The sequence below is a fragment of the Paraburkholderia acidicola genome (assembly GCF_002362315.1).
Lineage (GTDB): Bacteria > Pseudomonadota > Gammaproteobacteria > Burkholderiales > Burkholderiaceae > Paraburkholderia > Paraburkholderia acidicola.
In genome coordinates this window covers 619,169-640,358 of sequence record NZ_MTZV01000004.1, presented here as the reverse complement: position 1 = coordinate 640,358, position 21,190 = coordinate 619,169, and the positions used below count along the sequence as shown (strand labels likewise).

General features: G+C 58.6%; 19 protein-coding genes. 9 read left to right on the top strand and 10 right to left on the bottom strand.

Going from position 1 to position 21,190, the window contains the following annotated elements; all coding sequences use genetic code 11:
• Positions 1-195: 195 nt before the first annotated feature.
• The gene (locus BWP39_RS13090; RefSeq protein WP_096720762.1) at positions 196-1,113 is read left to right on the top strand and encodes a LysR family transcriptional regulator; all 918 of its coding nucleotides are present in this window, start codon (positions 196-198) and stop codon (positions 1,111-1,113) included.
• Positions 1,114-1,161: 48 nt separating this feature from the next.
• On the opposite strand, the gene BWP39_RS13085 is transcribed toward BWP39_RS13090, so the two are convergent.
• The gene (locus BWP39_RS13085) at positions 1,162-1,815 is read right to left on the bottom strand and encodes a TetR/AcrR family transcriptional regulator (protein ID WP_207556793.1); all 654 of its coding nucleotides are present in this window, start codon (positions 1,813-1,815) and stop codon (positions 1,162-1,164) included.
• Positions 1,816-1,907: 92 nt separating this feature from the next.
• On the opposite strand from BWP39_RS13085, the gene BWP39_RS13080 reads away from it, so the two are divergent.
• Positions 1,908-2,831: an NAD-dependent epimerase/dehydratase family protein gene (locus BWP39_RS13080; RefSeq protein WP_096722532.1), complete on the top strand. Its 924-nt coding sequence runs from the start codon at positions 1,908-1,910 to the stop codon at positions 2,829-2,831.
• 2 nt (positions 2,832-2,833) lie between these two features.
• Positions 2,834-3,178 (top strand): DoxX family protein, encoded by a 345-nt coding sequence (locus BWP39_RS13075; protein WP_096720758.1) that lies wholly within the window; start codon positions 2,834-2,836, stop codon positions 3,176-3,178.
• 30 nt (positions 3,179-3,208) lie between these two features.
• Here BWP39_RS13075 and BWP39_RS13070 read toward each other — a convergent pair whose 3' ends face one another.
• The 3 genes from BWP39_RS13070 to BWP39_RS13060 all read right to left on the bottom strand — a co-directional run bounded on the left by BWP39_RS13070 (position 3,209) and on the right by BWP39_RS13060 (position 5,730).
• Positions 3,209-3,805, bottom strand: a complete 597-nt coding sequence (locus tag BWP39_RS13070) for a flavin reductase family protein (RefSeq protein ID WP_157915144.1) — start codon at positions 3,803-3,805, stop codon at positions 3,209-3,211.
• Positions 3,806-3,929: 124 nt separating this feature from the next.
• On the bottom strand, positions 3,930-4,910 hold the full coding sequence (locus tag BWP39_RS13065) for an alpha/beta hydrolase family protein (protein WP_096720754.1): 981 nt from the start codon (positions 4,908-4,910) through the stop codon (positions 3,930-3,932).
• Between the two features lie 34 nt (positions 4,911-4,944).
• Positions 4,945-5,730: a TetR/AcrR family transcriptional regulator gene (locus tag BWP39_RS13060; protein WP_207556792.1), complete on the bottom strand. Its 786-nt coding sequence runs from the start codon at positions 5,728-5,730 to the stop codon at positions 4,945-4,947.
• Between the two features lie 20 nt (positions 5,731-5,750).
• On the opposite strand from BWP39_RS13060, the gene BWP39_RS13055 reads away from it, so the two are divergent.
• A complete protein-coding gene (locus BWP39_RS13055; protein WP_096720750.1) occupies positions 5,751-6,749 on the top strand; it encodes an NAD-dependent epimerase/dehydratase family protein in 999 nt (332 codons plus the stop codon).
• A gap of 56 nt (positions 6,750-6,805) precedes the next feature.
• Here the strand turns inward: BWP39_RS13055 and BWP39_RS13050 are convergent, their stop codons facing one another.
• The 3 genes from BWP39_RS13050 to BWP39_RS13040 all read right to left on the bottom strand — a co-directional run bounded on the left by BWP39_RS13050 (position 6,806) and on the right by BWP39_RS13040 (position 9,878).
• On the bottom strand, positions 6,806-7,387 hold the full coding sequence (locus BWP39_RS13050; protein WP_096722530.1) for a flagellar basal body-associated protein FliL: 582 nt from the start codon (positions 7,385-7,387) through the stop codon (positions 6,806-6,808).
• Between the two features lie 203 nt (positions 7,388-7,590).
• On the bottom strand, positions 7,591-8,751 hold the full coding sequence (locus tag BWP39_RS13045) for a lysozyme inhibitor LprI family protein (protein WP_133116867.1): 1,161 nt from the start codon (positions 8,749-8,751) through the stop codon (positions 7,591-7,593).
• 14 nt (positions 8,752-8,765) lie between these two features.
• The gene (locus BWP39_RS13040; protein ID WP_096720746.1) at positions 8,766-9,878 is read right to left on the bottom strand and encodes a nucleoside hydrolase; all 1,113 of its coding nucleotides are present in this window, start codon (positions 9,876-9,878) and stop codon (positions 8,766-8,768) included.
• Between the two features lie 421 nt (positions 9,879-10,299).
• Between BWP39_RS13040 and leuS the strand changes: the two genes are divergently transcribed.
• From leuS to BWP39_RS13010, 5 genes are all read left to right on the top strand, one after another.
• Complete coding sequence (leuS, locus tag BWP39_RS13035) at positions 10,300-12,825, top strand: leucine--tRNA ligase (protein WP_096720744.1); 2,526 nt, start codon at positions 10,300-10,302, stop codon at positions 12,823-12,825.
• A 185-nt stretch (positions 12,826-13,010) separates the two neighbouring features.
• Entirely contained in the window at positions 13,011-13,595 is a 585-nt protein-coding gene (locus BWP39_RS13030) for a GNAT family N-acetyltransferase (protein ID WP_157915143.1), read from the top strand.
• Positions 13,583-14,608 carry a D-alanine--D-alanine ligase family protein gene (locus tag BWP39_RS13025; protein WP_096720740.1) on the top strand — a complete coding sequence of 342 codons (1,026 nt, stop codon included), beginning with the start codon at positions 13,583-13,585 and terminating at the stop codon, positions 14,606-14,608. Before BWP39_RS13030 ends, BWP39_RS13025 begins: the two co-directional genes overlap by 13 nt.
• Positions 14,609-15,083: 475 nt before the next feature.
• Positions 15,084-16,256 (top strand): DUF4919 domain-containing protein, encoded by a 1,173-nt coding sequence (locus tag BWP39_RS13015; RefSeq protein WP_157915142.1) that lies wholly within the window; start codon positions 15,084-15,086, stop codon positions 16,254-16,256.
• Between the two features lie 83 nt (positions 16,257-16,339).
• Positions 16,340-17,104 carry an alpha/beta fold hydrolase gene (locus BWP39_RS13010; RefSeq protein WP_096720733.1) on the top strand — a complete coding sequence of 255 codons (765 nt, stop codon included), beginning with the start codon at positions 16,340-16,342 and terminating at the stop codon, positions 17,102-17,104.
• A 104-nt stretch (positions 17,105-17,208) separates the two neighbouring features.
• Here the strand turns inward: BWP39_RS13010 and BWP39_RS13005 are convergent, their stop codons facing one another.
• The 3 genes from BWP39_RS13005 to BWP39_RS12995 all read right to left on the bottom strand — a co-directional run bounded on the left by BWP39_RS13005 (position 17,209) and on the right by BWP39_RS12995 (position 21,164).
• Positions 17,209-18,342 (bottom strand): porin, encoded by a 1,134-nt coding sequence (locus tag BWP39_RS13005; protein WP_096720731.1) that lies wholly within the window; start codon positions 18,340-18,342, stop codon positions 17,209-17,211.
• A gap of 191 nt (positions 18,343-18,533) precedes the next feature.
• Entirely contained in the window at positions 18,534-19,274 is a 741-nt protein-coding gene (gene msrA, locus BWP39_RS13000; RefSeq protein ID WP_407944791.1) for a peptide-methionine (S)-S-oxide reductase MsrA, read from the bottom strand.
• 39 nt (positions 19,275-19,313) lie between these two features.
• Positions 19,314-21,164 (bottom strand): cytochrome c biogenesis protein DipZ, encoded by a 1,851-nt coding sequence (locus tag BWP39_RS12995; RefSeq protein ID WP_096720727.1) that lies wholly within the window; start codon positions 21,162-21,164, stop codon positions 19,314-19,316.
• Between the last annotated feature and the right edge of the window lie 26 nt (positions 21,165-21,190).

Here is a 21,190-nt window from a genome sequence, read left to right as displayed (position 1 = left end):
GCTCGACGGTCGCCAAAATAGTTCTATTTTTATATGGCTCGTTATCTGTTTTTTAGATGACTCTGTGGACGTGTCTGATCTGAGGAAATGGGGTACACAGCAGGTGGGGCGAGGGCAGCGCGGTTGAGGGCGTGTCTGATCGATTGCGAAGGTAAGATATTGAGCGGCGCAATATCACTTTTTCAGGTGGAGCTTATGGCCTTGACTCTCCGGCAGCTGAAATACTTCGTCGCCACAGCCGAACTCGGTCAGATTTCACAGGCGGCCATTCAATTGACGATTTCACAGTCGGCCGTGACCACTGCCATCAAGGACCTCGAGGACAGCCTCGGTACGCAGCTCTTTTTGCGTACCGCTTCCGGGATGACCTTGACTACGACGGGGCAGCGTTTTCTCAACCAGGCGTACACGATCCTGTCGTCGGTGGACGAGGCCATGCGTACGCCGAACCTCGAAAGCACGCTCACGGGTACGCTCACGCTCGCCGCGAGCTATACCGTGCTGGGCTATTTTCTGCCGCATCATCTGCAGCGTCTCAATACGCTCTATCCGCGGCTTACGATCCAGTTGCACGAGTTAAATCGCGAGTCGATCGAAGAGGGGTTGATCGCCGAGCGCTACGACATGGCCGTGCTGCTGACCTCGAACGTGGCGAATCCGGAACTGGTCCTCGAGCCGGTGATTCATTCGGTGCGACGTCTGTGGTTGTGTGCGCAACATCCGTTGCTCAAACGCGAGAACGTGACGCTTGCCGACGTCGCTCCCGAGCCCTACGTGATGTTGACCGTCGACGAGGCGGCGTTTACCGCTTTGCGCTACTGGAACGAGACGCCGTACCGGCCGAATGTGAAGCTACGCACTTCATCGGTTGAGGCGGTGCGCAGCATGGTGGCGAATGGCAGCGGCGTAGCGATCCTGTCGGACATGGTGTATCGCCCGTGGTCGCTCGAGGGCAGGCGCATCGAGACCGTGCAGCTACGCGACCCGGTGCCGCCGATGAGCGTGGGTCTCGCATGGCGCAGGAGCACCGGGTTGAGTCCGGCGATGCATGCAGTGCGCGAGTACTTCAGGCATACGTTTATGGAGCCGCGGGGGTTTACCGGCGGGAGTTGAAGTGGGCCGGGTGTGGGGGGCGCATAGACCCCTCTTCTGTAGGCGTCCCTAGCGAAGTGCCGCCGCTACCGCCTCGTCAATCTGCAGCGCAAAGCGCGCGTCAACATCGGGCACCGTGAAGCCAATCGACAGTTCCAGATACGCGTCGCCCAGCACCAGCTGAACGAATGTCGCTGCCCGCAATGCCGCAGTCGATTCGTCAAATCGCTCGCGCAGAATTTTTGCGGCGAAGGCACGGACGACCTTTGCGCCACTTTCGTAAAACACGCGGCCAAGTTCCGGAAGACGCTCGGCCTCAGCCACGATGGCCCGGTAAAGCCGCAGATTGTCCGTTGTGATCAGGCTGCGTGCCAGCGACCATCCCAACTCGCGCAACGCGACTTCAGGTGTGCCTTCCGGTGCGTCTGCGGATGGTTCGCCTTGAGCGCTGGCAAGCAGCGCGCCCTCCTGAGCGCACATCGCGCTCACCAGACCCACGAAGAGCGCCTCCTTTGATTTGAAGTGGCGGTAGACCGTCTGTTTGCCCACGCCGGCGGCCGCGGCGACATCGTCCATGGTTGCCAGACCGAAACCGTCGCGTAAGAAAACGGTTTTCGCGCCGTCGAGGATTGCAGACCGCTTGCGACATTGCAGCGGGCTCAGGCCGGGGAGAGAAGAAGTGTCCATGGCGAGAGAAATAACAGATCGGCGAATGGTTGACAAGACTGGGTAGTCTCGTTTATGTTTGCGAAAACGAGACTGACAAGTCTCGTTGTATGACGATTCAACTTCGCAGGTAATCCATGGAGAACGCTTTGAAACTGTTCATCACAGGTGGTACTGGCTTCATCGGGCAAGCTGTTGTGCGCAAGGCAATCAGCCTCGGCCATCAGGTGACGGCGCTGGTGCGCGAGGACGGCTCGGCGGCCGCCGTTGCACTGGCACGTCTTGGCGCGACCCTGCATTCCGGCGATCTGCGCGAGCCACAGTCTTTCGCCGCGACTGCCGGTGCCGCCGATGGCGTGGTGCACACCGCGTCGACCAACGATGCATCCGCCGCCGCTGCCGATGAGGCCGCGGCTCTAGCGATGCTTTCGCATCTGCATCCGGGCGCGGCGTTTGTCTACACGTCGGGGATCTGGGTCTACGGCAATACGGAGGGGGAACCCGCGACTGAAGCATCGGCACTGAACCCGACACCACTCATCGCCTGGCGGCCCGCAGTGGAGCAACAGGTACTCGCGCTAGCCGCGCGCCGCTCGATTGCTGCAGTGATTCTCAGGCCGGCGATGGTGCACGGCTACGGCGGCGGCGTCTTCGGCATGCTCGCTGGCATGGCCCGTCAGACCGGCAGTGTGAGGGTGGTCGGCGATGGTCGAAACCACTGGCCTGCCGTGCACGTCGATGATCTCGCCACCGCGTACGTGAGCGCGGCGGAGCGGGCGGCGAGTGGGGACGGTCGGGTCGCGGGACAGATCTTCAACGTCGTCGCAGAAGATGCCGTCGCCGTTGCCGAAATCGGTGAAGCGATTCGGGCCTCGGTCGGCGCCGATCGTGTCGAACCCTGGCCGCTCGACGATGCCCGTCAATCGCTTGGACCGTTCGCTGACGCCCTGGCGCTCGATCAGACAGTAAGCGGCCAGCACGCCCGGCAAGTGCTTGCGTGGAAGCCGCATGGCCCAGGCCTGATTGCGGACCTCTCGGCGCAAAAGCACTTTCAGCAAACAGAAGGAGCATGACCATGGCGTGGAACAGTGCTTCTTTCGAATCGATTCTCGCGATCATCGTAGCGGTTCTGTTCGCGGTTGCTGGCGTGATCAATCTCACGGGACGCGGCGCAGTGAAGCGGGACTTTGCACGCTGGGGTTACCCGGCATGGTTTCGTTTGCTCTGTGGCACGCTTGAGCTGCTCAGTGCGGCGCTTCTTTTTGGGCAACACACCAGAGTGCTCGGCCTGGCGCTGGCCGGCGCGATCATGATTGGCGCACTCTTCACGTTGCTGCGAAACCGGGAGCCGTTCGCGCATCTCGCGCCAGCAGTGGTCTTCTCGGCGCTCGTTGTGGCTACTGTGGCGCTTCGTGGTTGAGAACGGCTGAGTACTTCGATATCGGGCCCGCTACGCCCGGAAGTTCTTGCCCAGCCAACTGCCAAGTGTGTAGTAGTGTCGAAAGACATGGTGCAACGGCTTCCATCGATCGACATCGATCCGGCCACCCGGTGTCAGCAATCGCGTGTGAACGTGGACACGCACAGCCTTCAGTTCCGCGGCAACCATCTGATCGTCGTCGCTCCCGATCTTGTGAATGCGAACGACCTTCGCCTCGATTTGAACCGGACATTCCGCAACCCGATCGGGTGCTACGCATTCGCTTGCCCTGGTGCTTAAATCCGCGCATTGAAACTTGTCGCGCTCGAATCGATAGCCCATCTGTTTCTTGTCGTCGGGCACGATCTCGGAGCCCGTCGTGGCTGCAATCGCTTCAACATTCTTCCACAGCGAGGCATCCGGCAAATTGAGCACCGCTTCCGGGCGTTGGAGCACATTGCGATAGCATCGACCCGTTGTGCTCAAGCCGATCAAGATTGTGTCCGATAGCGCCCAGTACGAAGAAATGGGACTCAGGTTCGTTTCCCCGCCGGGATTCACACTTGAAATCAACGCCACGGGAGTTCCGAAATACAGGACGGGTAGTTCGGCAATGGCGGTCTGCATGACGGTCTCGTAGAGGTTCGATGTCATGCATTCTTGACGCGATACCTAGGGATACGTTTCAGTGCGTGATGAACTGTCAGGGTCTGGAATACCGCGCTCGCAGAACCATATGATCGAATGCCGACTATCTGGATCCTGGCGCACTACCCGCATGTGTCAGGTGCTTCCGAAAAAACGCAAGCACCTCAGCGTTGAATTCCCTGTGAAAGGCGACGCGATCGAACTTTGGTCCATCGATACAGACTTCACGTGCCAACTGCATGAACTCAGCTGAACACGGCGCCATGAAGGAAAAATGCTGGGAACCGGGCACAAAGTGAACATCGGGGTGTGCCGGTAGCTCGCCGATGATGGCGGTCACGCTCTCGGGCGTTACACCGCCGCCGCCAAGCTCGGACCTCCAAAGTTGCACGGGGATCTTCACATTGGAAAAACTGTCCTGCGTGAAGAAGAGGCTAACGGGATCGGCAATCACTGCCGCCTTGATACGTGCGTCGTGGGCGAGTTCAGGAAGTTCGCCTTTGCGCACTTGATCGCAGAGCGGCGTATCGATTCCGTCACATGAACGCAGATTTTTTCCGAAGTGTGGATTGGCGCCGATGGCGACCAGCCCGGTATATCCACCGCGCGAGAAACCGAAGATGCCGATGTCGCTCGCGTCGATCCTGTCTGCGGCGTTCCACGAGCCAAGCATGAAATCGGTCAGGCGCTTGATGTCCGCGGGTCGTTCGACGAATACCGAGAAATCATTGATGCGAGTCTTGTCCATCGCGTTGTCGCCAGGATGGTTTATCGCAGCGACTACGAAACCCGCATCGGCTAGCGCTGCTGCCGTATCACTATGGTCGAGGAACGTGCCGCCTCTACCATGCGAGATGACGACGAGAGGGAGTTTCTCGCCTGTGACGGGACAGTCCCTGGTCACTGACAGTTCAACGGGGCCCACTTTCTCGTTGGCTGGCGGTTGCTTACATGGATACCAGACGGCCCCCTTGAGAGGCTGAAACGATCCGTTGCCCGGGACCTCAATGAACTGAAAACCGGCTGCATGCACCAGTGATGTCGCGAAACACAATGCAGTGAAGAGAAAGCTGAAACGGATCATTTTTCTTCCTGGTGTATTCAGCTCGCGCTAAACCTTAGCCCTTTTTGCGAACCGCCGTCTTCCGCGGGCGCTTCGCTTTCCCACTCTGCGAATCGGCCTCTGCAAACGAAACGCCAACCGTGAACGCTCGAATGAGCGTTGCGATTACCCGAAGCGCCGCAGGCTCCATCGAGATTCCGGCCCTGGCCGCTGCTTCAACATGTGCCGGATGCACGAACACCGTGACGGCATCGCGCACGACTTCGGCGGCAGCCTGAACGTCATCGATCTGAAACTCCTCTTCGCGCACACCGTCCGCGAGGATCTCGACCACCAGCCGGGTAATGGCCACCGCGTAGTCACGAACGATGTCCGGGCGCTCATCCACGACGCGTCGATAAAGCTGGTACAGCTCGGGGTCCTCGGCGAATCGCTCGCGTTTGCGACGGTGCAGCGCGAGCAGTAATCCCGTCAAGCGTTCGGAGGCAGGCTGCGGCGTGCCAGTGAACGAGCGCGCCAGTTCTTCCTCATCCCGCATTGCTGCCGTGACGATTGCGTCGAATACCTCGGCTTTAGACCGGAAGTGGCGGTAGATCGTGGTGTGCGATGTGCCAAGTACGCGCGCAATGTCCACTACGTTCGTCTTGGCCTCCCCGAAGCGCCGCACATGCGTGCGGGCTGCATCGAGGATCCGCTCTGCCGTGAGCGGGTCGTCATCGGGTGGGGTCGTATTCGTCGTTTCCATAGTGCCGTGAGGATATCGCATCTCTTGTTGAAATGAAGCAACGAACAAAATAACGATTTTGTTCGTTGTTAGTTGTTCGTGTACACTGCCGTCCATGAACTCAATGGGAGCAAGCGATGAATAACGCGAGCAGTACACACCGCACAGCCTTTGTCACCGGAGGATCCGGGTTTGTAGGGAAGCGGCTGATCCAGTCGCTGGTCGAGCGAGGCTGGGAGGTCCGTGCCCTGGCTAGAAGCGAGGCTGCGATGGCGGCGGTCAGGGCGATCGGCGCGATCCCTGTCGCAGGCGGACTCAGCGACCGAAAAGCGCTGTTACAAGGGATGACCGGCAGCGAAGCGGTCTTTCACGTTGCCGCACACTTCAAGCTTTGGGGCGAGCGCAAAGCGTTTGACGAGGTCAATGTTGGTGGTATGCAAGCCATCGTTGAAGCCGCGGCAACAGTTCGATCCATTCGGAAAGTCATCGCGGTGAGTGCCGCAGCGGTCGTAATGGGCGACCCCGAGCCGATACTGGAAGCGGACGAAAGTCTTCCTCTTCAGATGCGAAGTTTCGCACCGTACGGGTCATCCAAAGCGGAAGCGGAAAGGGTACTGCTTGCTGCGAACGGCCGACGCGAGGGGCTCGAGACAATCGCGATCCGGCCACCGATGATCTGGGGCGCAGGCATGCCGATGCTCGATCAGATGGTGGAAACCGTCAAGGCTGGGAACTGGCAATGGGTCGACGAAGGGGTACAGCCCACCTCGACCTGCCACGTCGACAATCTTGTCGAAGCCTTGATTCTCGCCGCCGATCACGGTCGTGGTGGCGAGGCGTATTTCGTCGCCGACGCTGAGACAGGTACGCTGAAAAGCATCTTGAGCGATCTGCTTGCAACCCGCAACGTGACAGCCTCGGACAAGTCAGTGTCTTTTCGTATGGCGTGGACGATCGCAGGTCTCATGGCTGGCGTGTGGCGTCTTTTCCGTCTCCGGGGTGAGCCGCCTATCACGCGTCAGATGCTCAGATTGATTGGGAAGCCTTTTACGATTCGCTACGACAAGGCGAGTCGTGATCTTGGCTATATGCCTAAAGTGAGCTGGAAACAGGGCATTGAGCAGATGTCGCGCTGACGCGTGCGATATCTACGCCGATCCAAAACGGGATCGGCGAGGCGTCGAAAGACAGATCACTGATCGCCAGGCAGAAGATGTTCCACCACCCGTTGGCTTTGGTCCAGTTTCCCGTTGTGATCGAAGTGCAGCACGATCAGCCAGTTATACACACTGCCGGGCCACTGTTTGCGACCGAGTAGTTTTTTGGAGTCGCCCCCGAAGTCGTCGATCATGTTGCCGAGTTCGCCGTGATGCCAGGCGATCAAGACGACCTTCGCACTGTTCTCTTGATGAAGCGATTGCACCAGATCGTCCGCTTCATCGTCGCTGTAGTTCTGCTGGATAGGCAATTGAAGCCGTTGCGAAAGAGGCGTCAAGGTCAGGCGAGGACGATCGCTGTGCTTGCTGTCTTCCGTTGCGATCAGCACTTGTGGAGTGAGTTGCTGGCCGTTCAGCTTGAGTGGATCGAAATAGTCCGCATAAGCCACCGCGCGTTGCTCGCCTTGTTCGCTCAAGCCCGAACCACTGTCGGGCTTCTCGGCATGGCGAACGATCAGTACCGTCGTATCGGCGAGGCCATCTTGTTGCTTGTGATCATCGGCCCATCCCAGCACAGGGAGAAAACACAGCAGGAGCAACAGCAATCGATTGCGCATATCTTGTCTCCGGAAGAAAAAAATGAGCATAGCTTGCCGAAGATCCGTGAAACTCTTTTGACGATATCGTCGACTCAAACATCGCATATGAACTATGCAACGTGAGTACTGCAATTTCGCTCAAAGCGTATAAGCAATGCTTCACTGATTTGCTACCTTGTCATTCAGCATCAAACGAATCGTGAAAGTGGCGTTACCGCCCCTCAACCCCACTCGCAAAGATCGTAGGCGCCAAAGATGATTGCACTGACTGCCTTCGCTGCCTGCTCTCTGGCGAGGGCGGAGGGGACATCGAAATGGGCCGTGTAGTACTTCGCCAGCTCATCGATCGCTTGACGAATTGACGCAGGATGTCTCGCGAAGAAATGCGATTCGTCCACGTCCTGTTTAGGGTCGTCATTGCTTTCATCCTGATCTGTGGGACTCACATCGAGATTTTTAGCCCTCCATAAATCGGTACGATGCAAGCGAACAGCGACCAGCGTTTTCTCGAAGCTACGTGCGAGACTAAACCGGATCGTACCTGGGCAGAACGGTTGGGCTGACACGGCGGCTTTCGTCAGGCGATCCACAGTTTCCAGTTTCGGAGTCATCGCCTCGCAGTCGCTCCAAAGCAGTTGATTATCGATTGCTCCGCCGTATGCCGCGTCCAGAACTTCGATCAATCCGGGACGACGCACAAGTGCCGAACAGGGCATCGTAAGTGGATGGTTGCCGATCGATGCAACGTCGAGGAATGCGGAAAAGTTTTCGTCCGATGACGCGGCTTCATGTGCGTCTGCGACATCGGACATAGGCTCTGCCCACGGTTTGTCATGAAACTCATTGAACGCGGGTTCTATCAGATTCTCCACGCTCTTTACTCGATCGACCTTGTCCTCGATGGTTGCATAGCGATAAATGGCCTCGTATAACGGTGCGGACTTCGGACTTTCTCGGGCCAGTTCTGTCAGAGCGACATCAGGCGCCTGGAAAAGCGCCGCAACCGCCAGTTCGTTGAACCGCGCATCGTATTCGGTGAGAAGGCACGAGCGCATCTCACCCTTCGAACACTCCTCACTGCGCGTCTTTAGCCACTTTCGTTGCAGGCTTTGCTGTTGAGACATGCCTCCACCAAGGGCATCTGTATGAGACGCCGCGAACAGTGTCGCCATGGTTCGGTCGCGCGCAGCAAGCTCCGGATCGCTACAGATCATCCTTTCGATGGCGGTGCCCGCAGACCCACATAAGAAACTCGGACCGGAGATTGCCTGATCCTGCGCAGAATGTGCAATGGGCATGTCGAACACCACTCCTAGCAGAGACACGGCGACCATCAGGCGTAATGCGCGAGCGGCATACGATGTACTCGGTGTCTCAGTCATGGATTTAAGCGCCTTTACTGAAGAGTCACGACGATCGGAACCGGCCTCGTCAGCAAATCGACATACAGACTAAAGAACCGGTTGTTGTCGAACTGCGTGACATACGTAATCTTCTGCGGCGAAGCCCCTGCAGCCGGTTGATCCGGATACACCGTCACGTGCCCCTGGTCCTCGCCACTCGTCGTGTCGATATCGAGGTAGGCGCTTTTCGTCTGCACGGCGTAGGTCGGATTCATGAAGTAGGCGATGGTCAAGGTATCGTAAATATTGGTGTTCTCGTCGACCGCCCCCGCATTGATCGTGCCGTACACCTTCGTCACCGCAGTCTGCTTGCTCGGGTTGTTCACGATCTCGTTGTAGATGGTTTGCGTCAGCGGCACGGTGTTCGTCACGTCGAGTGGAATGACGCTCTGAGGGATCGTCGTTTGCAGAACCGTGCGCACCGCGAGCGGATCAAACCACCAGTTCAGTTCCCCCACCGCGTTTGCGTTGCCTGGTACCGCCATCGCACCGCCCATGTAGACGATCTGCTTGATCAGCGGCACGATCTCCGGTGCCTTAGTGATCGCGGTGGCAAGATTCGTAGGCGGTCCGACCTCGAGAATGGTGACCTGGTTTGGATAGCGCTTGATGGTCTGGATCATGAAGTCCGCAGCGCTTTGCGCCTGCAATTTGGTCGACGTCGCGAAGCCGTCCGGCGGCGCGACCAGCTGCGATTGCGCAGTCGGTTCCGGCCGGCTCCATGCGCCGAAATAGCCTTGCGGATTGGCAGCCTGTTGTGCACGAATACTCGCAACGTTGTACTGCAACGGATAATCCGCACCACCGTACACGCCGACCGTGTTCTGTACGCCCATCCGCTCTACCGCTTTTAGCGCGTCGGCTTCCTCCTGGAGCAACCAGTCATTGCCGGTTACGACCGTGAGACCCAGCAGGTTCACCTTCCCTTGTCCCATCAATTGGGTTGTCATGGCGAAGAGCTGGCCGTCGTCACCCATGGTATTGAAATCGGAATCGATGATGATCTTCGGTGCGTCGGTGTAGGCGGGCGGTGCAGTCCGAATGCCTCCTCCGCACGCGGTCAGCACGAAGGGGAGGGCAAGCAGTGTTTGATGTTTGAGGTTCATGATTGATCCGCTTTTATATTGACCAGACAGACGAGCATCCACGCAGGGACAGGATTTACACCCAGCCTCAACTCGTGCAAACTCTGCCGCATAGTGTTGACAAAGACAATGGAGGCAGCGCCTTAGCGCGGTTTTTTAACGAGAACCGACAAAGCGCCTGCTGATTGCGTGTCTACCTTATGTGTCTACCTTTCTCGGACCTGACTGTCCTATGGCGTTCAATATCGTGTTCTGGGCAAATCTGAGCGGACTTCGCGGTCCGCGCCCGGGCACGTCCCTATCTGCCACCCTCCCTGTCCGCCGACTACCGCCCGGCCGCTAAGCCATGGCGTCTTGGCGGCCGTAGCCGTTCCACGACCGCACTCGCGGATGCATACGGATTAAAGCCGGTTGAAACCGTCTAGCCGGCAAGGGATAACAGATGGCATACGATCCAAAGACGATCGAGCCCAGGTGGCAAGCCTATTGGGACGAGCACTCAACGTTCCGGGCAGAGATCGATCCTACGAAAGAGAAGTTCTACGCGCTCGACATGTTTCCCTATCCATCGGGAGCCGGGTTGCATGTGGGACACCCTGAGGGATATACCGCGACCGACATCCTGTGCCGGTATAAGCGCATGCGTGGCTTCAACGTGCTGCATCCGATGGGCTGGGACAGCTACGGCTTGCCCGCGGAGCGTTACGCGATGCGCACCGGTGTGCATCCGGCCATCACGACGAAACGCAACATCGAAACCTTTCGCGGCCAGGTCAAGCGATTGGGGTTTTCGTATGACTGGAGCCGGGAACTGGCTACCACCGATCCGGGCTATGTCCGATGGACGCAATGGATTTTCCTGAAGCTGTTCGAACGCGGCCTCGCCTATCAGGCTGAGGTGGCGGTGAACTGGTGTCCTGCGCAAAACACCGTGCTCGCCAATGAAGAGGTGAAAGACGGCAAGTATGTCGAAACGGGCGACCCGGTTGTGCGTCGTCCGATGCGGCAATGGATGTTGCGCATCACCCGCTACGCCGATCGGCTCATCGACGATCTGGAAGAACTGGACTGGCCGGAAAGCGTGAAAACCATGCAGCGCAACTGGGTCGGTCGATCGGAAGGTGCTGATATCGACTTGCCGGTTGTGGGCAACAGCCATTCGGTCACCGTCTTTACGACACGACCGGACACCCTGTTCGGCGCGACCTTTTGCATCCTCGCGCCTGAACACGATTTGCTCGCCAGTATCGTCACGTCTGAAGCTCGCGCAACTGTCGACATGTATATCGACCGTGCAAAGGCGTTGGACGAAACGGTGCGCAGCGACGCAGGGCGCAAGAAAACCGGCGTGTTCACCGGCTCATACGCCGTCAATCCCGCGACTCGGGAGCGCATGCCTATCTGGGTCGCCGACTACGTATTGAGCGGCTATGGCGCCGGCGCCATCATGGCAGTGCCCGCGCACGACCGGCGGGACTACGAGTTCGCGCAGACCTTCGGCTTGCCGATCATCAAGGTCATCGATGATGGCGCCGGCAGCGATATTGCGGATGCGGCTTGCGAAGGCGATGGCCCGATGATCCATTCCGGCTTCTTGAATGGACTGCCAAACGCGCAGGCGAAACAGTCGATGTTGACGTGGCTGGAGCAGCACGGCGCGGGGCGCGCGAAAACGACTTATCGCTTGCGCGACTGGCTGTTCTCGCGTCAGCGTTATTGGGGCGAGCCCATTCCGGTCTTGCACCTCGCGGATGGATCGATCGTGCCGTTGCCTCAGGACTCGCTGCCTCTCCTGCCGCCGGAACTCGACGATTACAAACCTGCTGCAGGCGGGGAGCCGCCGCTCGCTCGCGCGGTCGATTGGGTTCACACCACCGTGCCGGGCACCGACATCGCAGCGGTACGCGAGACGAATACGATGCCGCAATGGGCCGGCTCGAGCTGGTATTTCCTGCGCTTCCTGGACCCGCACAACGATCGCGAGTTCGTTAGCAAGGAGGCCGAGCGTTACTGGATGCCGGTAGACGTCTATGTCGGCGGTACCGAGCAGACGGTGTTGCATTTGTTATATGCCCGCTTCTGGCACAAGGTGTTGTACGACATCGGCGTGGTGTCGACTAAAGAGCCGTTTCGCAAGCTGTTCAATCAAGGGATGGTTCTGGCCTTTTCGTACAAGGACGAATCGGGTCGCTACTATGAACCCGACCAGGTGACCGAGCGCGAGGGCAAGTATTTCAGCGGAGACCTGGAATTGAGCGCCCAGGTCGAAAAGATGTCGAAGTCACGCTACAACGTCGTGAACCCGGACGACGTCGTGGAAGAGTACGGTGCCGATTCGTTACGACTCTATGAAATGTTCATGGGGCCGCTCGATGTCGCCAAGCCCTGGCAAACCTCGGGCTTGATCGGCGTGCGCCGTTTTCTCGAACGTGCGTGGCGCATCGTGTGCGATGACAACGACATGCTGCATCCGTTGATACGTGATGTCCCGGACTGCGCTCAAGACTTGCTGCGATTACGCCACAAGACGGTACGCGCTGTGACAGAGGACATCGAAGGGCTGCGTTTCAACACCGGCATCGCGCGGTTGATGGAAATGGCTAACGCTTTGAGCCACGCCTCCGTTCGACCGCGCGAGATCGTGGAGACCTTTGTCAAGCTGCTGGCGCCGTTCGCTCCTCATCTGGCCGAGGAGTTGTGGAGCAAGCTGGGACACGACGGCACGCTCGCCTATGCCGCGTGGCCGGGCTTCAACCCTGGTCTGTGTCTCGACGAAAGCCATGAGTACGTCGTGCAGGTTAACGGCAAAGTGCGGCATCGATTCCGCGGCGAAACCGGACTTGACGCGACGGCCCTCATAGCCGCAGCGAAGGCCGAGCCGGAAGTCAGCGGATTGCTGAAAGGCAGGAATGTGACGAAGGAGATTGCGATTCCTGGACGACTGGTGAACTTTGTCGTTAGGGGATAGCGTTTTCTACGATCACGGTTGATCTGTCGGATTCGACACTCCTTGTCCGCTCTTGGCGGGCGAGGGGTGTTGCTTTTGGAGCGCGAGGGCAACGTATGAATGTTCTGCTATGCACCTTAGTCGACAAGCTATGCTGAATCACCGACAATTTCACGCACCCACCTCTTCCGACGTTCCTGACGACATTGACCTTTCCCAATCTACCTACGGTGTTCGAGACAGAGCGTTTGATCATCCGATCCCCTCAGCCTGGTGACGGTCCAAACCTGTTCGATGCGGTTGTCGACGCGTTAGCGGACCTGAGGCAGTTTCCTGCGTCGTTGCCCTGGGCGATGGAAACGCCATCCGTCGATACGTCCGAGTCATATTGTGTTGCGAGTTCCGAGAGTTTTCAGGCAAGAAAAGATTTTCCGTTTTTGTTTATCGACAAGACATCGCACATTGTCGTGGGCAGCGGAGGTCTTCACCGGCCAAGATGGGCCGTTCCCGCTTTTGAACTCGGTTTCTGGGGAAGGTCCCCGCTTGTGGGGCGCGGTTTGTTCAGTGAAGCCGCCGATGCCCTGGTGAACTTCGCCTTTGCCCATTTCGACGCGAAGCGAGTTGAGGCAATCTGCGACGATCTGAACGTAAGGAGCATTCGGGTGTGTGAACGCATCGGCATGCAGCTAGAAGGCGTGTTGCGGCACGAGCGACGTGCTCCGGACGGCAGTTTGCGGAACACACGAATCTATTCAAAATGCGAGCGAACCGAAACAACATGCAAGAAATGAAACTCAAGGTAGCGGTGCTCTTTGGAGGAACCAGCGAAGAGCGCGAGGTCTCGATTGCGAGCGGGGCGCAGGTGATCAAGGCGTTACGTACTGCCGGCCACGAAGTACTCGCCATTGAAACGTCGCGAGGTCTTTTGACAGCCGACGAAGAAGTCCGTCTGCTAAGTGCGCGGGTCGACGAAGTGCCGCCCGCATCCGATGCGCTCGCGGTACTTCGATCCGGCGAAGCAGGCCTGATCCGTTCTCCTGCGCTTGCGGATGTCGACGTCGTTTTTCTGGCGCTTCATGGCGGGACCGGCGAAGACGGGACCATCCAGGCGATGCTGCACATGGCCGGGATGGCTTACACAGGGAGCGGTCATCTGGGCAGCGCAATCGCCATGGATAAAGACATGTCGAAGCGTCTGTTCGTCGCAGCCGGAATCGCGACGCCGCGTTGGCTGATGGCGCCATGCGAACCTGAAGCGATCTTGCGGGAGATTGGCTATCCGCTGGTCGTCAAGCCGAATCGGCAAGGCTCGACGGTGGGTTTGTCGGTTGTCAGGAATCCCGATGCGCTTGGCGCGGCTATCGAACATGCCTCCCAGTTCGATAACGAGATCATGCTTGAGCAGTTCATTGCGGGACGGGAACTGACGGTGGGTGTGCTGGGTGACCGGGCATTGTCCGTCGGAGAGATCGTGATCGAACCGGACGCGATTTTCGATTACAAGGCGAAGTACCAACCCGGGGCTGTCCGTGAAATATTTCCGGCCGATCTGCCTGAGCATGTTGTCGCGGCTGCGCAAGACGCTGCACTGCGAGCACACCGGGCATTGAAGCTGGAAGGCTATAGCCGGGCGGATTTTCGTCTCGATACCGACGGGCACTTGTGGTGTCTTGAGGTGAACACCTTGCCGGGGATGACCGCGACGAGCTTGCTTCCTCAGTCGGCGGAGGCTAGTGGGATTTCATTTGCCGGGTTGTGTGAGCAGATTTGCCGTGCGGGGATCGAGCGGCATAAAGGTAAGTGAGGTTCGGAACGATTGGGTCGAGGGGCGGTTGTCTGACGGCAGGTAGTCGATCAGAGCTTTGACGACCGTTCTCGGAAAATTCAAGAATCCCGGGGGAAGTAATGTTCACCGACGTATTCAAGCGCAATATATGGCCTCTGCTTTCTGCCGCATTGGTCACGTTCACCATTCAGTACCATGAAACGGGCAGGGTGAGTGCATGGGGAATAGCGATCTTCCTGTTTACATACGTGGTTATGGCCATGGCACTTGAGCGGTTGAACGTGCGGTGGAGACAGCGCTTCGGGGCACGCAGGCGTTCGCGTGTTGCACAGGCCGTACTCTGGCTTGTCACGGCAATCTGCCTGTATTTACTCTTTCGCCATTTCGACAGGACATGACTAGAGGACGTCTTGTCCAGCAACGCCGTAACGTTTTCGTCTTCCGATAACAAGTCTTCAATAATTCCGGAGTACCCATGCGAAGAACTAGATGGTTGATCTGCCTGATCTCAGCCGCCTTTTCTGGTCATTTATTTGCCCAGACCTCGACCTCCGTCGTCGAACAACTCCAGTTGCAGAGACAGAAATTCTCGCAGGACGAGAAGGTTGACCTTCAGCAGCTTTCGCATGACATACAGGCGGCCGTCAAAGATTCGGACGCGCTGGATCGCGCAGGAAAAGATACCGAAGCAATCAACCGGCTTTCGGACCTGGAAAAGTATGCACCGCTGGGGCAGTTTCCCGACTACAACGTGCAGGCGTTGTGCTCCAACATCTATGGAAAATTAAACAAGCAGGATCAATCCAGGGACTGTCGTGAGCGGGCACATGCCATGGCGGAAATTCTGGAAAAACGATCCGGTAGCGGAACGACGCCTGATGATCCGGTTCGCGTGATCAGAATTGACGAGATCACCCAGTGGATCAATCTACGATCCGCGATGCCAACCGATGTGAAAGGTATCCGGTACCACGATACCGAACTGCAGAAGGTGACCTATTCGATTCGTGCGGCAGACGGGCAGCCAGCCGTATCGTATTTTCTGATCAACCCTCGTGTGTTTGCTTCGACTAACCGGACAGGTTCGAGTGCGTTCGATCCGCTGCCTGTCAAGGCAAGCGATGGCAAGTATTTCGTCGCTCTTCAGCAGGCGCACGAGCAGCGCGTCAAATTCCTGTCCGACCGGAGCTTCAACTATCTGGAACTGATGCAGTTGTGCAGGGATTCAGAGAAACAGGCGATACAGCTTGCACAGCAAGGCGACATAAACGGAGCGCTATCGAAGATCAGGGAGGTGGAAAAAATCCGGCCCATCCGGGAGATACCGCTGTTCAGCCTCATTTCGAACTACAGCATGTTATTGGGCAAGGCTGGCGACGTCGATGCACAGGCAGACATGAGACTTTATCTGTTTGGTATCACGCAGGATATCGCGCGTAGTGGCGATGGCCTGTCTCCCGAGACAGCCATCCACGTTATTGCCACCGACGAAGAATATTCCTGGCTCCACGCGAAGAAGCTGCGCCTGACAAGACAGACACTCATGCCGCAAGGTACTTCACAGTACGATGCGCTCGATACGGTAGATGCAAGTGGAAAGACCCAGACCTTTTACTTCGACGTGGGTCAGATCGTCGATCGGGGAAATCCTGCCTTGAACCCGTGATGCGAGCTTTGCCAGATCAGGTCTGAATTTCTGCGAGAAGCCACAAGTGCTGTACTTGCGTAGACAAAAGGCAAACACCGAAAATGAAAACCTTCGCTATAGATAGCGCCCAAGGAACGCTCAGATACCACGACCTCCCCGGACAAGACACCCCAACACTGTTCATCCATGGACTAGGTTGCGCATCGTCATGCGATTACCCGAGCGTAGCAACAGCCCACGCTTTAGCGGGGCGTCGAATGCTGCTAGTTGACTTACTGGGCTATGGCTTTAGCGATCGCCCGGCAGATTTTGCCTACACCGTCGAGGGCCACGCACAAACAATCGTGGCACTCGCCGATCACCTGTCACTTTCATCGCTGAATCTGTTCGGCCACAGCATGGGAGGCGCGGTCGCTATCGCCGCAGCTCACCTGCTCGGCGAGCGCGTACGGCATCTGGTACTTAGCGAACCCAATCTGGAGCCGGGCGGTGGGTTCTATAGCCGAAAGATCGCGGCGCTTTCAGAAGCCGACTATGTGCAGACAGGACACACGGAACTGATCGCCGCATCCGCGCGAGACGGCGACGATATCTGGGCTGCTTCGATGCTGGTCAGCGCACCCTATGCAGTCCATCGAGGCGCGGTGTCGCTAGTGGAGGGGAGTGATCCCAGCTGGCGCGAACAGCTCTATGCCATGGCGATGCCCAGAACCGTTGTCTTTGGCGACCGCTCGCTTCCCGACCCGGACACCGAACGTCTGCCAGCAGCAGGCGTCATTGTTGCCATCGTCGAAAACGCAGGACATTCGATGGCCTGGGACAATCCTGCGGGCCTTGCGCGGGCTATCCAGCACGGGCTCGAATAGCAGAAAACGGGCGACAACACACACATCGGCGCATCGAAGTCGGGTAACCGACGTGATGCGCCGATGCCGGGGCAAGTCTCTAACTCAAGCAAGTACCGCGGATGCTAGAACCGCGTCCGAATACCCACAGTCGCCGCAACCTGATTACCAGTCGAGGCTTGCGACAAACCATTGATATACGCGCCCTCGAACGCGGTACCGGCAGCACCGTACGCGTGTTGATACACGCCCTCGACATAGACATCCGTGCGCTTGCTGAGCAGGTAGTCCGCCATCATCGTCACTTGATGCCACTTCGGATCCACCGAACCCGTGCCGGCGTTAAACGCACCCTGGGTGAAGGTGTAGGCACCGGCAAGCGAAATCGAAGGCGTGAGCAAATAGTGCACGTTGACTTCGTAGTTGTCGAAGCGCAGCGTGTTGAACGATTGCGTGATCGTGGAATTTACGCCGGGCTGAGTATGGTCAAACAGCGTATGCGTCCATAGCAGGCCGACAGTGGCTGGACCGAATGTGTAGTTTCCGCCCACCCCCATTACGCGCTGGCGCGCGGCAGGGAAGCTCACAAAGTCGTTGTCCGTCAGTGCGCCACCCGCGGTCAAACCACCGCTATTGAGCTGGAGGTAGGCAGCGGCCAGATTGATCGGGCCGTTGCCATAAGTCACACCAAAGCTATAGGCGCGATTGTTCGAGAAACCGCCCGCCGCGTTGCTAAAGCCATACTGCGCTTCCGCTTGTAGCCCGTTGTACGTCGGGCTCGCGTACTTGACCGAGTTGTTGATATAGAACGAATCGTCGATATTGTCGTTGTCGAACGGATGCGCGGCCAGGTTGTTGCCATCGCCGTTATTCGCTAACGCAATCGCCCCGAGATTGTCGACCACGGCGTCGTACTGACGACCGAGCGTCAACGTTCCGTACTGGTCGCTTTGCAGACCAACGTAGGCCTGGCGGCCGAACATCGTGCCCGCGTAGGTTTGTCGGCCATTCTGGATGTTGAAACCGTTTTCGAGCCGGAAGATTGCATGCAGATTGCCGCCGAGGTCTTCACTGCCTTTGAGTCCCCATACCTCGTTCGACAGCATGCTGCTTTGTTCTTGCCACGCGTTGTGGCCACCTTGATTGTTCGTATAGACGATACCGGTGTCGATCAGGCCATAGAGCGTGACGCTGCTCTGCGCATGAGCCGCCACTGCAAAGACCGACAAGGTTGCTGCGCCAACAAGCTTGCTTCTCACTTTCTTATACTCCACGAATTTCCTTGATTGTTTGCCGAAGGCTCGCAGAGTTTATGGAGAATGGCGCTTCAATTCATCGAAAAGGTTTCGGTCTTTTTGCAAAATTCGCGTAAAAACGCGACACCCATTTCTGGGTATCGCAAGCTTGTTCAAGAACAAACGGGAAGCCATAAGCACGGCGGGCGCCGCGCCTAAGACCCCGACGTCTTGACCAGCACCGGTTGAGTACGATAAACCGCCGGGAACATCTGCTTCAGATACCCAACCTTCGGCAGATCGTTGATCGCGATATACGGTTGATCAGGATGCAATGTGAGGTAGTTCTGGTGGTAGCTCTCCGCCGGGTAGAAGCCCTTGAACGCCTCGACGCGTGTAACGACCGGTTGCGCGTACGCATGCGCGGCATTCAGCTGCGCGATGTAGGCCTCCGCGACATGACGTTGGTCCGCGTCGACCGCAAACACCGCCGAACGATATTGCGTCCCATGGTCCGGGCCCTGGTAGTCGAGTTCGGTGGGATTGTGCGCAACCGAGAAGAAGATCTGCAACAGATGGCCGTACGTGATCTGCGTCGGGTCGTACGTGATCCGTACCGACTCCGCATGTCCGGTATCGCCTCCGCTGACGGTCTCGTACTGTGCGGTGTCGGCCGCACCGCCCGAGTAGCCGGAGGTCACCTGCGTTACACCACGCACGTGCTGAAACACGCCCTGTACGCCCCAGAAACAGCCGCCCGCGAACACCGCCGTTTCGCTGTGCTTCGCGGCGACTTGTTCGTCGACGGTGGGTGCTGGAATCTTCGTGGCTTCCTCGACGGAATTCGCCATGCCGTGCCAGGCCAGCGCGCCGATCGCGACAGCAATTGCACTCGCGATACGGGCTCCCGGTGAACGGACCCAGCGACGCGCGAGGTTAAGAGAAGTTGAGGTCACGATTGCTGCTCCTTGAGTGATCAATGTGCTGCGCAATACCTAGCCGAACGTGAACGCATACGCTTCGACGCCGGGGTCCAGAAACTCGATGGTGAAGGTGTGATCGGCGACATCGCCGGTTTGCCGCACCAGTTGATACAGGCGCTGTTCGGTCACCGTGCCGGTGCCATCGGCGGCGGTGTCGGTGCCATGTGCCGCACCAGGTGCTGCGCCGTCGACGCTCACGCGAAACCGCACCGGCTTGCCATCCTTGCCCGGACCGAGCACCAGATGCAGATCGCGTGCGTGGAAGCGGTAGACGATGCTGCCGTTCGCATGATCGAGCGTCGCGTGTTCGCCACCGACGTTCCATGTCCCGGCCAGACCCCAGTCGTTCACCGCGGGCTGCACAGGCGCGGCATACGTATGCGGACGATCCTTCGTTTCACCGCCCGGTGATGCGAAATTCTCCGCGCGGTTGTACCCAACGTAGGTCTCTGGCGATTGCATGTCGGCATCGTCGGCTGCGGCCTGTACGCCTTGCGCATTGCCAGTCAGGCCCGTTGCGACGTGTTCGGCACCGGTGTGACCCGCTTCCGCGAGCAGTTGCTGGATGACCTTCTCCGAATGCGCGTAATCGCCTTCGCCGAAGTGGTGGTAGCGGATCTGCCCTTGCGCATCGATGAAATAGTGCGCCGGCCAGTACTGGTTGCCGAACGCGCGCCAGATTGCGTAGTTGTTATCGATGGCGACCGGGTAGTCGACGCCGAGATCGTGCGTAGCCTGCTTCACGTTACCGATATTGCGTTCGAACGCGAACTCCGGTGCGTGTACGCCGATCACGACGAGCCCCTGGTCGCGGTACTTCTGCGCCCACGCTTTCACGTACGGCAGCGAGCGCAGGCAGTTGATGCACGAGTAGGTCCAGAAATCGACCAGCACGACCTTGCCGCGCAGGGCCTGGGTGGTGAGCGGCGGCGAGTTTAGCCATTGCACGGCGCCCGTGAGGCTGGGTAGCGCGCCTTCGACAGGCAACGGTACTTCGGAGGCCGCAGCAGGATCGGCGGCACGTATTATCGCGCCCGACGATCCATTGGCATCGGCAGTGCGCTGCATCGCCGGGTTGGTCGCCGTCATCGCGTCGCCATCCGCCGGATTGCCGGAAGCCACCACACCCGCCGCATTCGCATTCGGCGACAACCGGTCCACCAGACGCTGTTCGAGCCCACCTGTGGCGATCGTCGACAGCCTCGTCAGCACGCCCGTATCGAGTCCGAGCGCAATCGCCGCGACACCGGCCAGCATCGCGACACCAATACCGCGCCGGATCCATTCGCCCGCGCCAAGCGAGCGTTTCATCGCAGCAAACACCTTTCCGCCGATCAGCAGCGCCACCGCCAGCGAGGTCGCCGCGCCCGCGGCATACGCAGCCAGCAGAATCGTCGTACCGACACTCGCGCCGCGCAATGCTGCACCCGTCAGCAGCAGGCCGAGAATCGGCCCGGCGCAGGGCGCCCACAGCAGGCCCGTCGCAATACCGAGCAGGAACGACGATCCCGCGCTTGCCTTGCCGTCAGCCTGAGCGAACTCGGTGAGCCGGCTGCCGGCGTTCACGAGCGGGCGCATCAGACGCTCGGCGAACTTCGGCAGCAGCAGCGTCAGGCCGAACACGGCGAGCAGCACGATGGCGAGCCACCGTCCGTACTGGTTGGCCTGCGTCACCCAGCCGCCACCCACGGCCGCCAGCGTCGCAACGAGTGCGAACGTGAGCGCCATGCCCGCGAGCAGCGGCAGGCTGCTACGCACGAACGGCTGGTCGGCGCGCGAAAACACAAACGGCAGCACCGGCAGGATGCACGGACTCAGGATGGTGAGGACGCCTCCCAGGTAGGCCAGGACGATGAGGAGCATGGTGGTTCCGTTCGGGGTTCGGGGTT

What these genes read in the sequence shown, in the direction of transcription:
- BWP39_RS13070 (WP_157915144.1), bottom strand. Translation starts at nt 3,805, where the DNA reads ATGCAGACCGCCATTGCCGAACTACCCGTCCTGTATTTCGGAACTCCC.
- BWP39_RS13060 (WP_207556792.1), bottom strand. Translation starts at nt 5,730, where the DNA reads ATGGACGGCAGTGTACACGAACAACTAACAACGAACAAAATCGTTATT.
- BWP39_RS13025 (WP_096720740.1), top strand. Translation starts at nt 13,583, where the DNA reads ATGCAAGAAATGAAACTCAAGGTAGCGGTGCTCTTTGGAGGAACCAGC.
- BWP39_RS13045 (WP_133116867.1), bottom strand. Translation starts at nt 8,751, where the DNA reads ATGACTGAGACACCGAGTACATCGTATGCCGCTCGCGCATTACGCCTG.
- BWP39_RS13055 (WP_096720750.1), top strand. Translation starts at nt 5,751, where the DNA reads ATGAATAACGCGAGCAGTACACACCGCACAGCCTTTGTCACCGGAGGA.
- BWP39_RS13040 (WP_096720746.1), bottom strand. Translation starts at nt 9,878, where the DNA reads ATGAACCTCAAACATCAAACACTGCTTGCCCTCCCCTTCGTGCTGACC.
- BWP39_RS12995 (WP_096720727.1), bottom strand. Translation starts at nt 21,164, where the DNA reads ATGCTCCTCATCGTCCTGGCCTACCTGGGAGGCGTCCTCACCATCCTG.
- BWP39_RS13090 (WP_096720762.1), top strand. Translation starts at nt 196, where the DNA reads ATGGCCTTGACTCTCCGGCAGCTGAAATACTTCGTCGCCACAGCCGAA.
- BWP39_RS13075 (WP_096720758.1), top strand. Translation starts at nt 2,834, where the DNA reads ATGGCGTGGAACAGTGCTTCTTTCGAATCGATTCTCGCGATCATCGTA.
- BWP39_RS13010 (WP_096720733.1), top strand. Translation starts at nt 16,340, where the DNA reads ATGAAAACCTTCGCTATAGATAGCGCCCAAGGAACGCTCAGATACCAC.
- BWP39_RS13065 (WP_096720754.1), bottom strand. Translation starts at nt 4,910, where the DNA reads ATGATCCGTTTCAGCTTTCTCTTCACTGCATTGTGTTTCGCGACATCA.
- leuS (WP_096720744.1), top strand. Translation starts at nt 10,300, where the DNA reads ATGGCATACGATCCAAAGACGATCGAGCCCAGGTGGCAAGCCTATTGG.
- BWP39_RS13050 (WP_096722530.1), bottom strand. Translation starts at nt 7,387, where the DNA reads ATGCGCAATCGATTGCTGTTGCTCCTGCTGTGTTTTCTCCCTGTGCTG.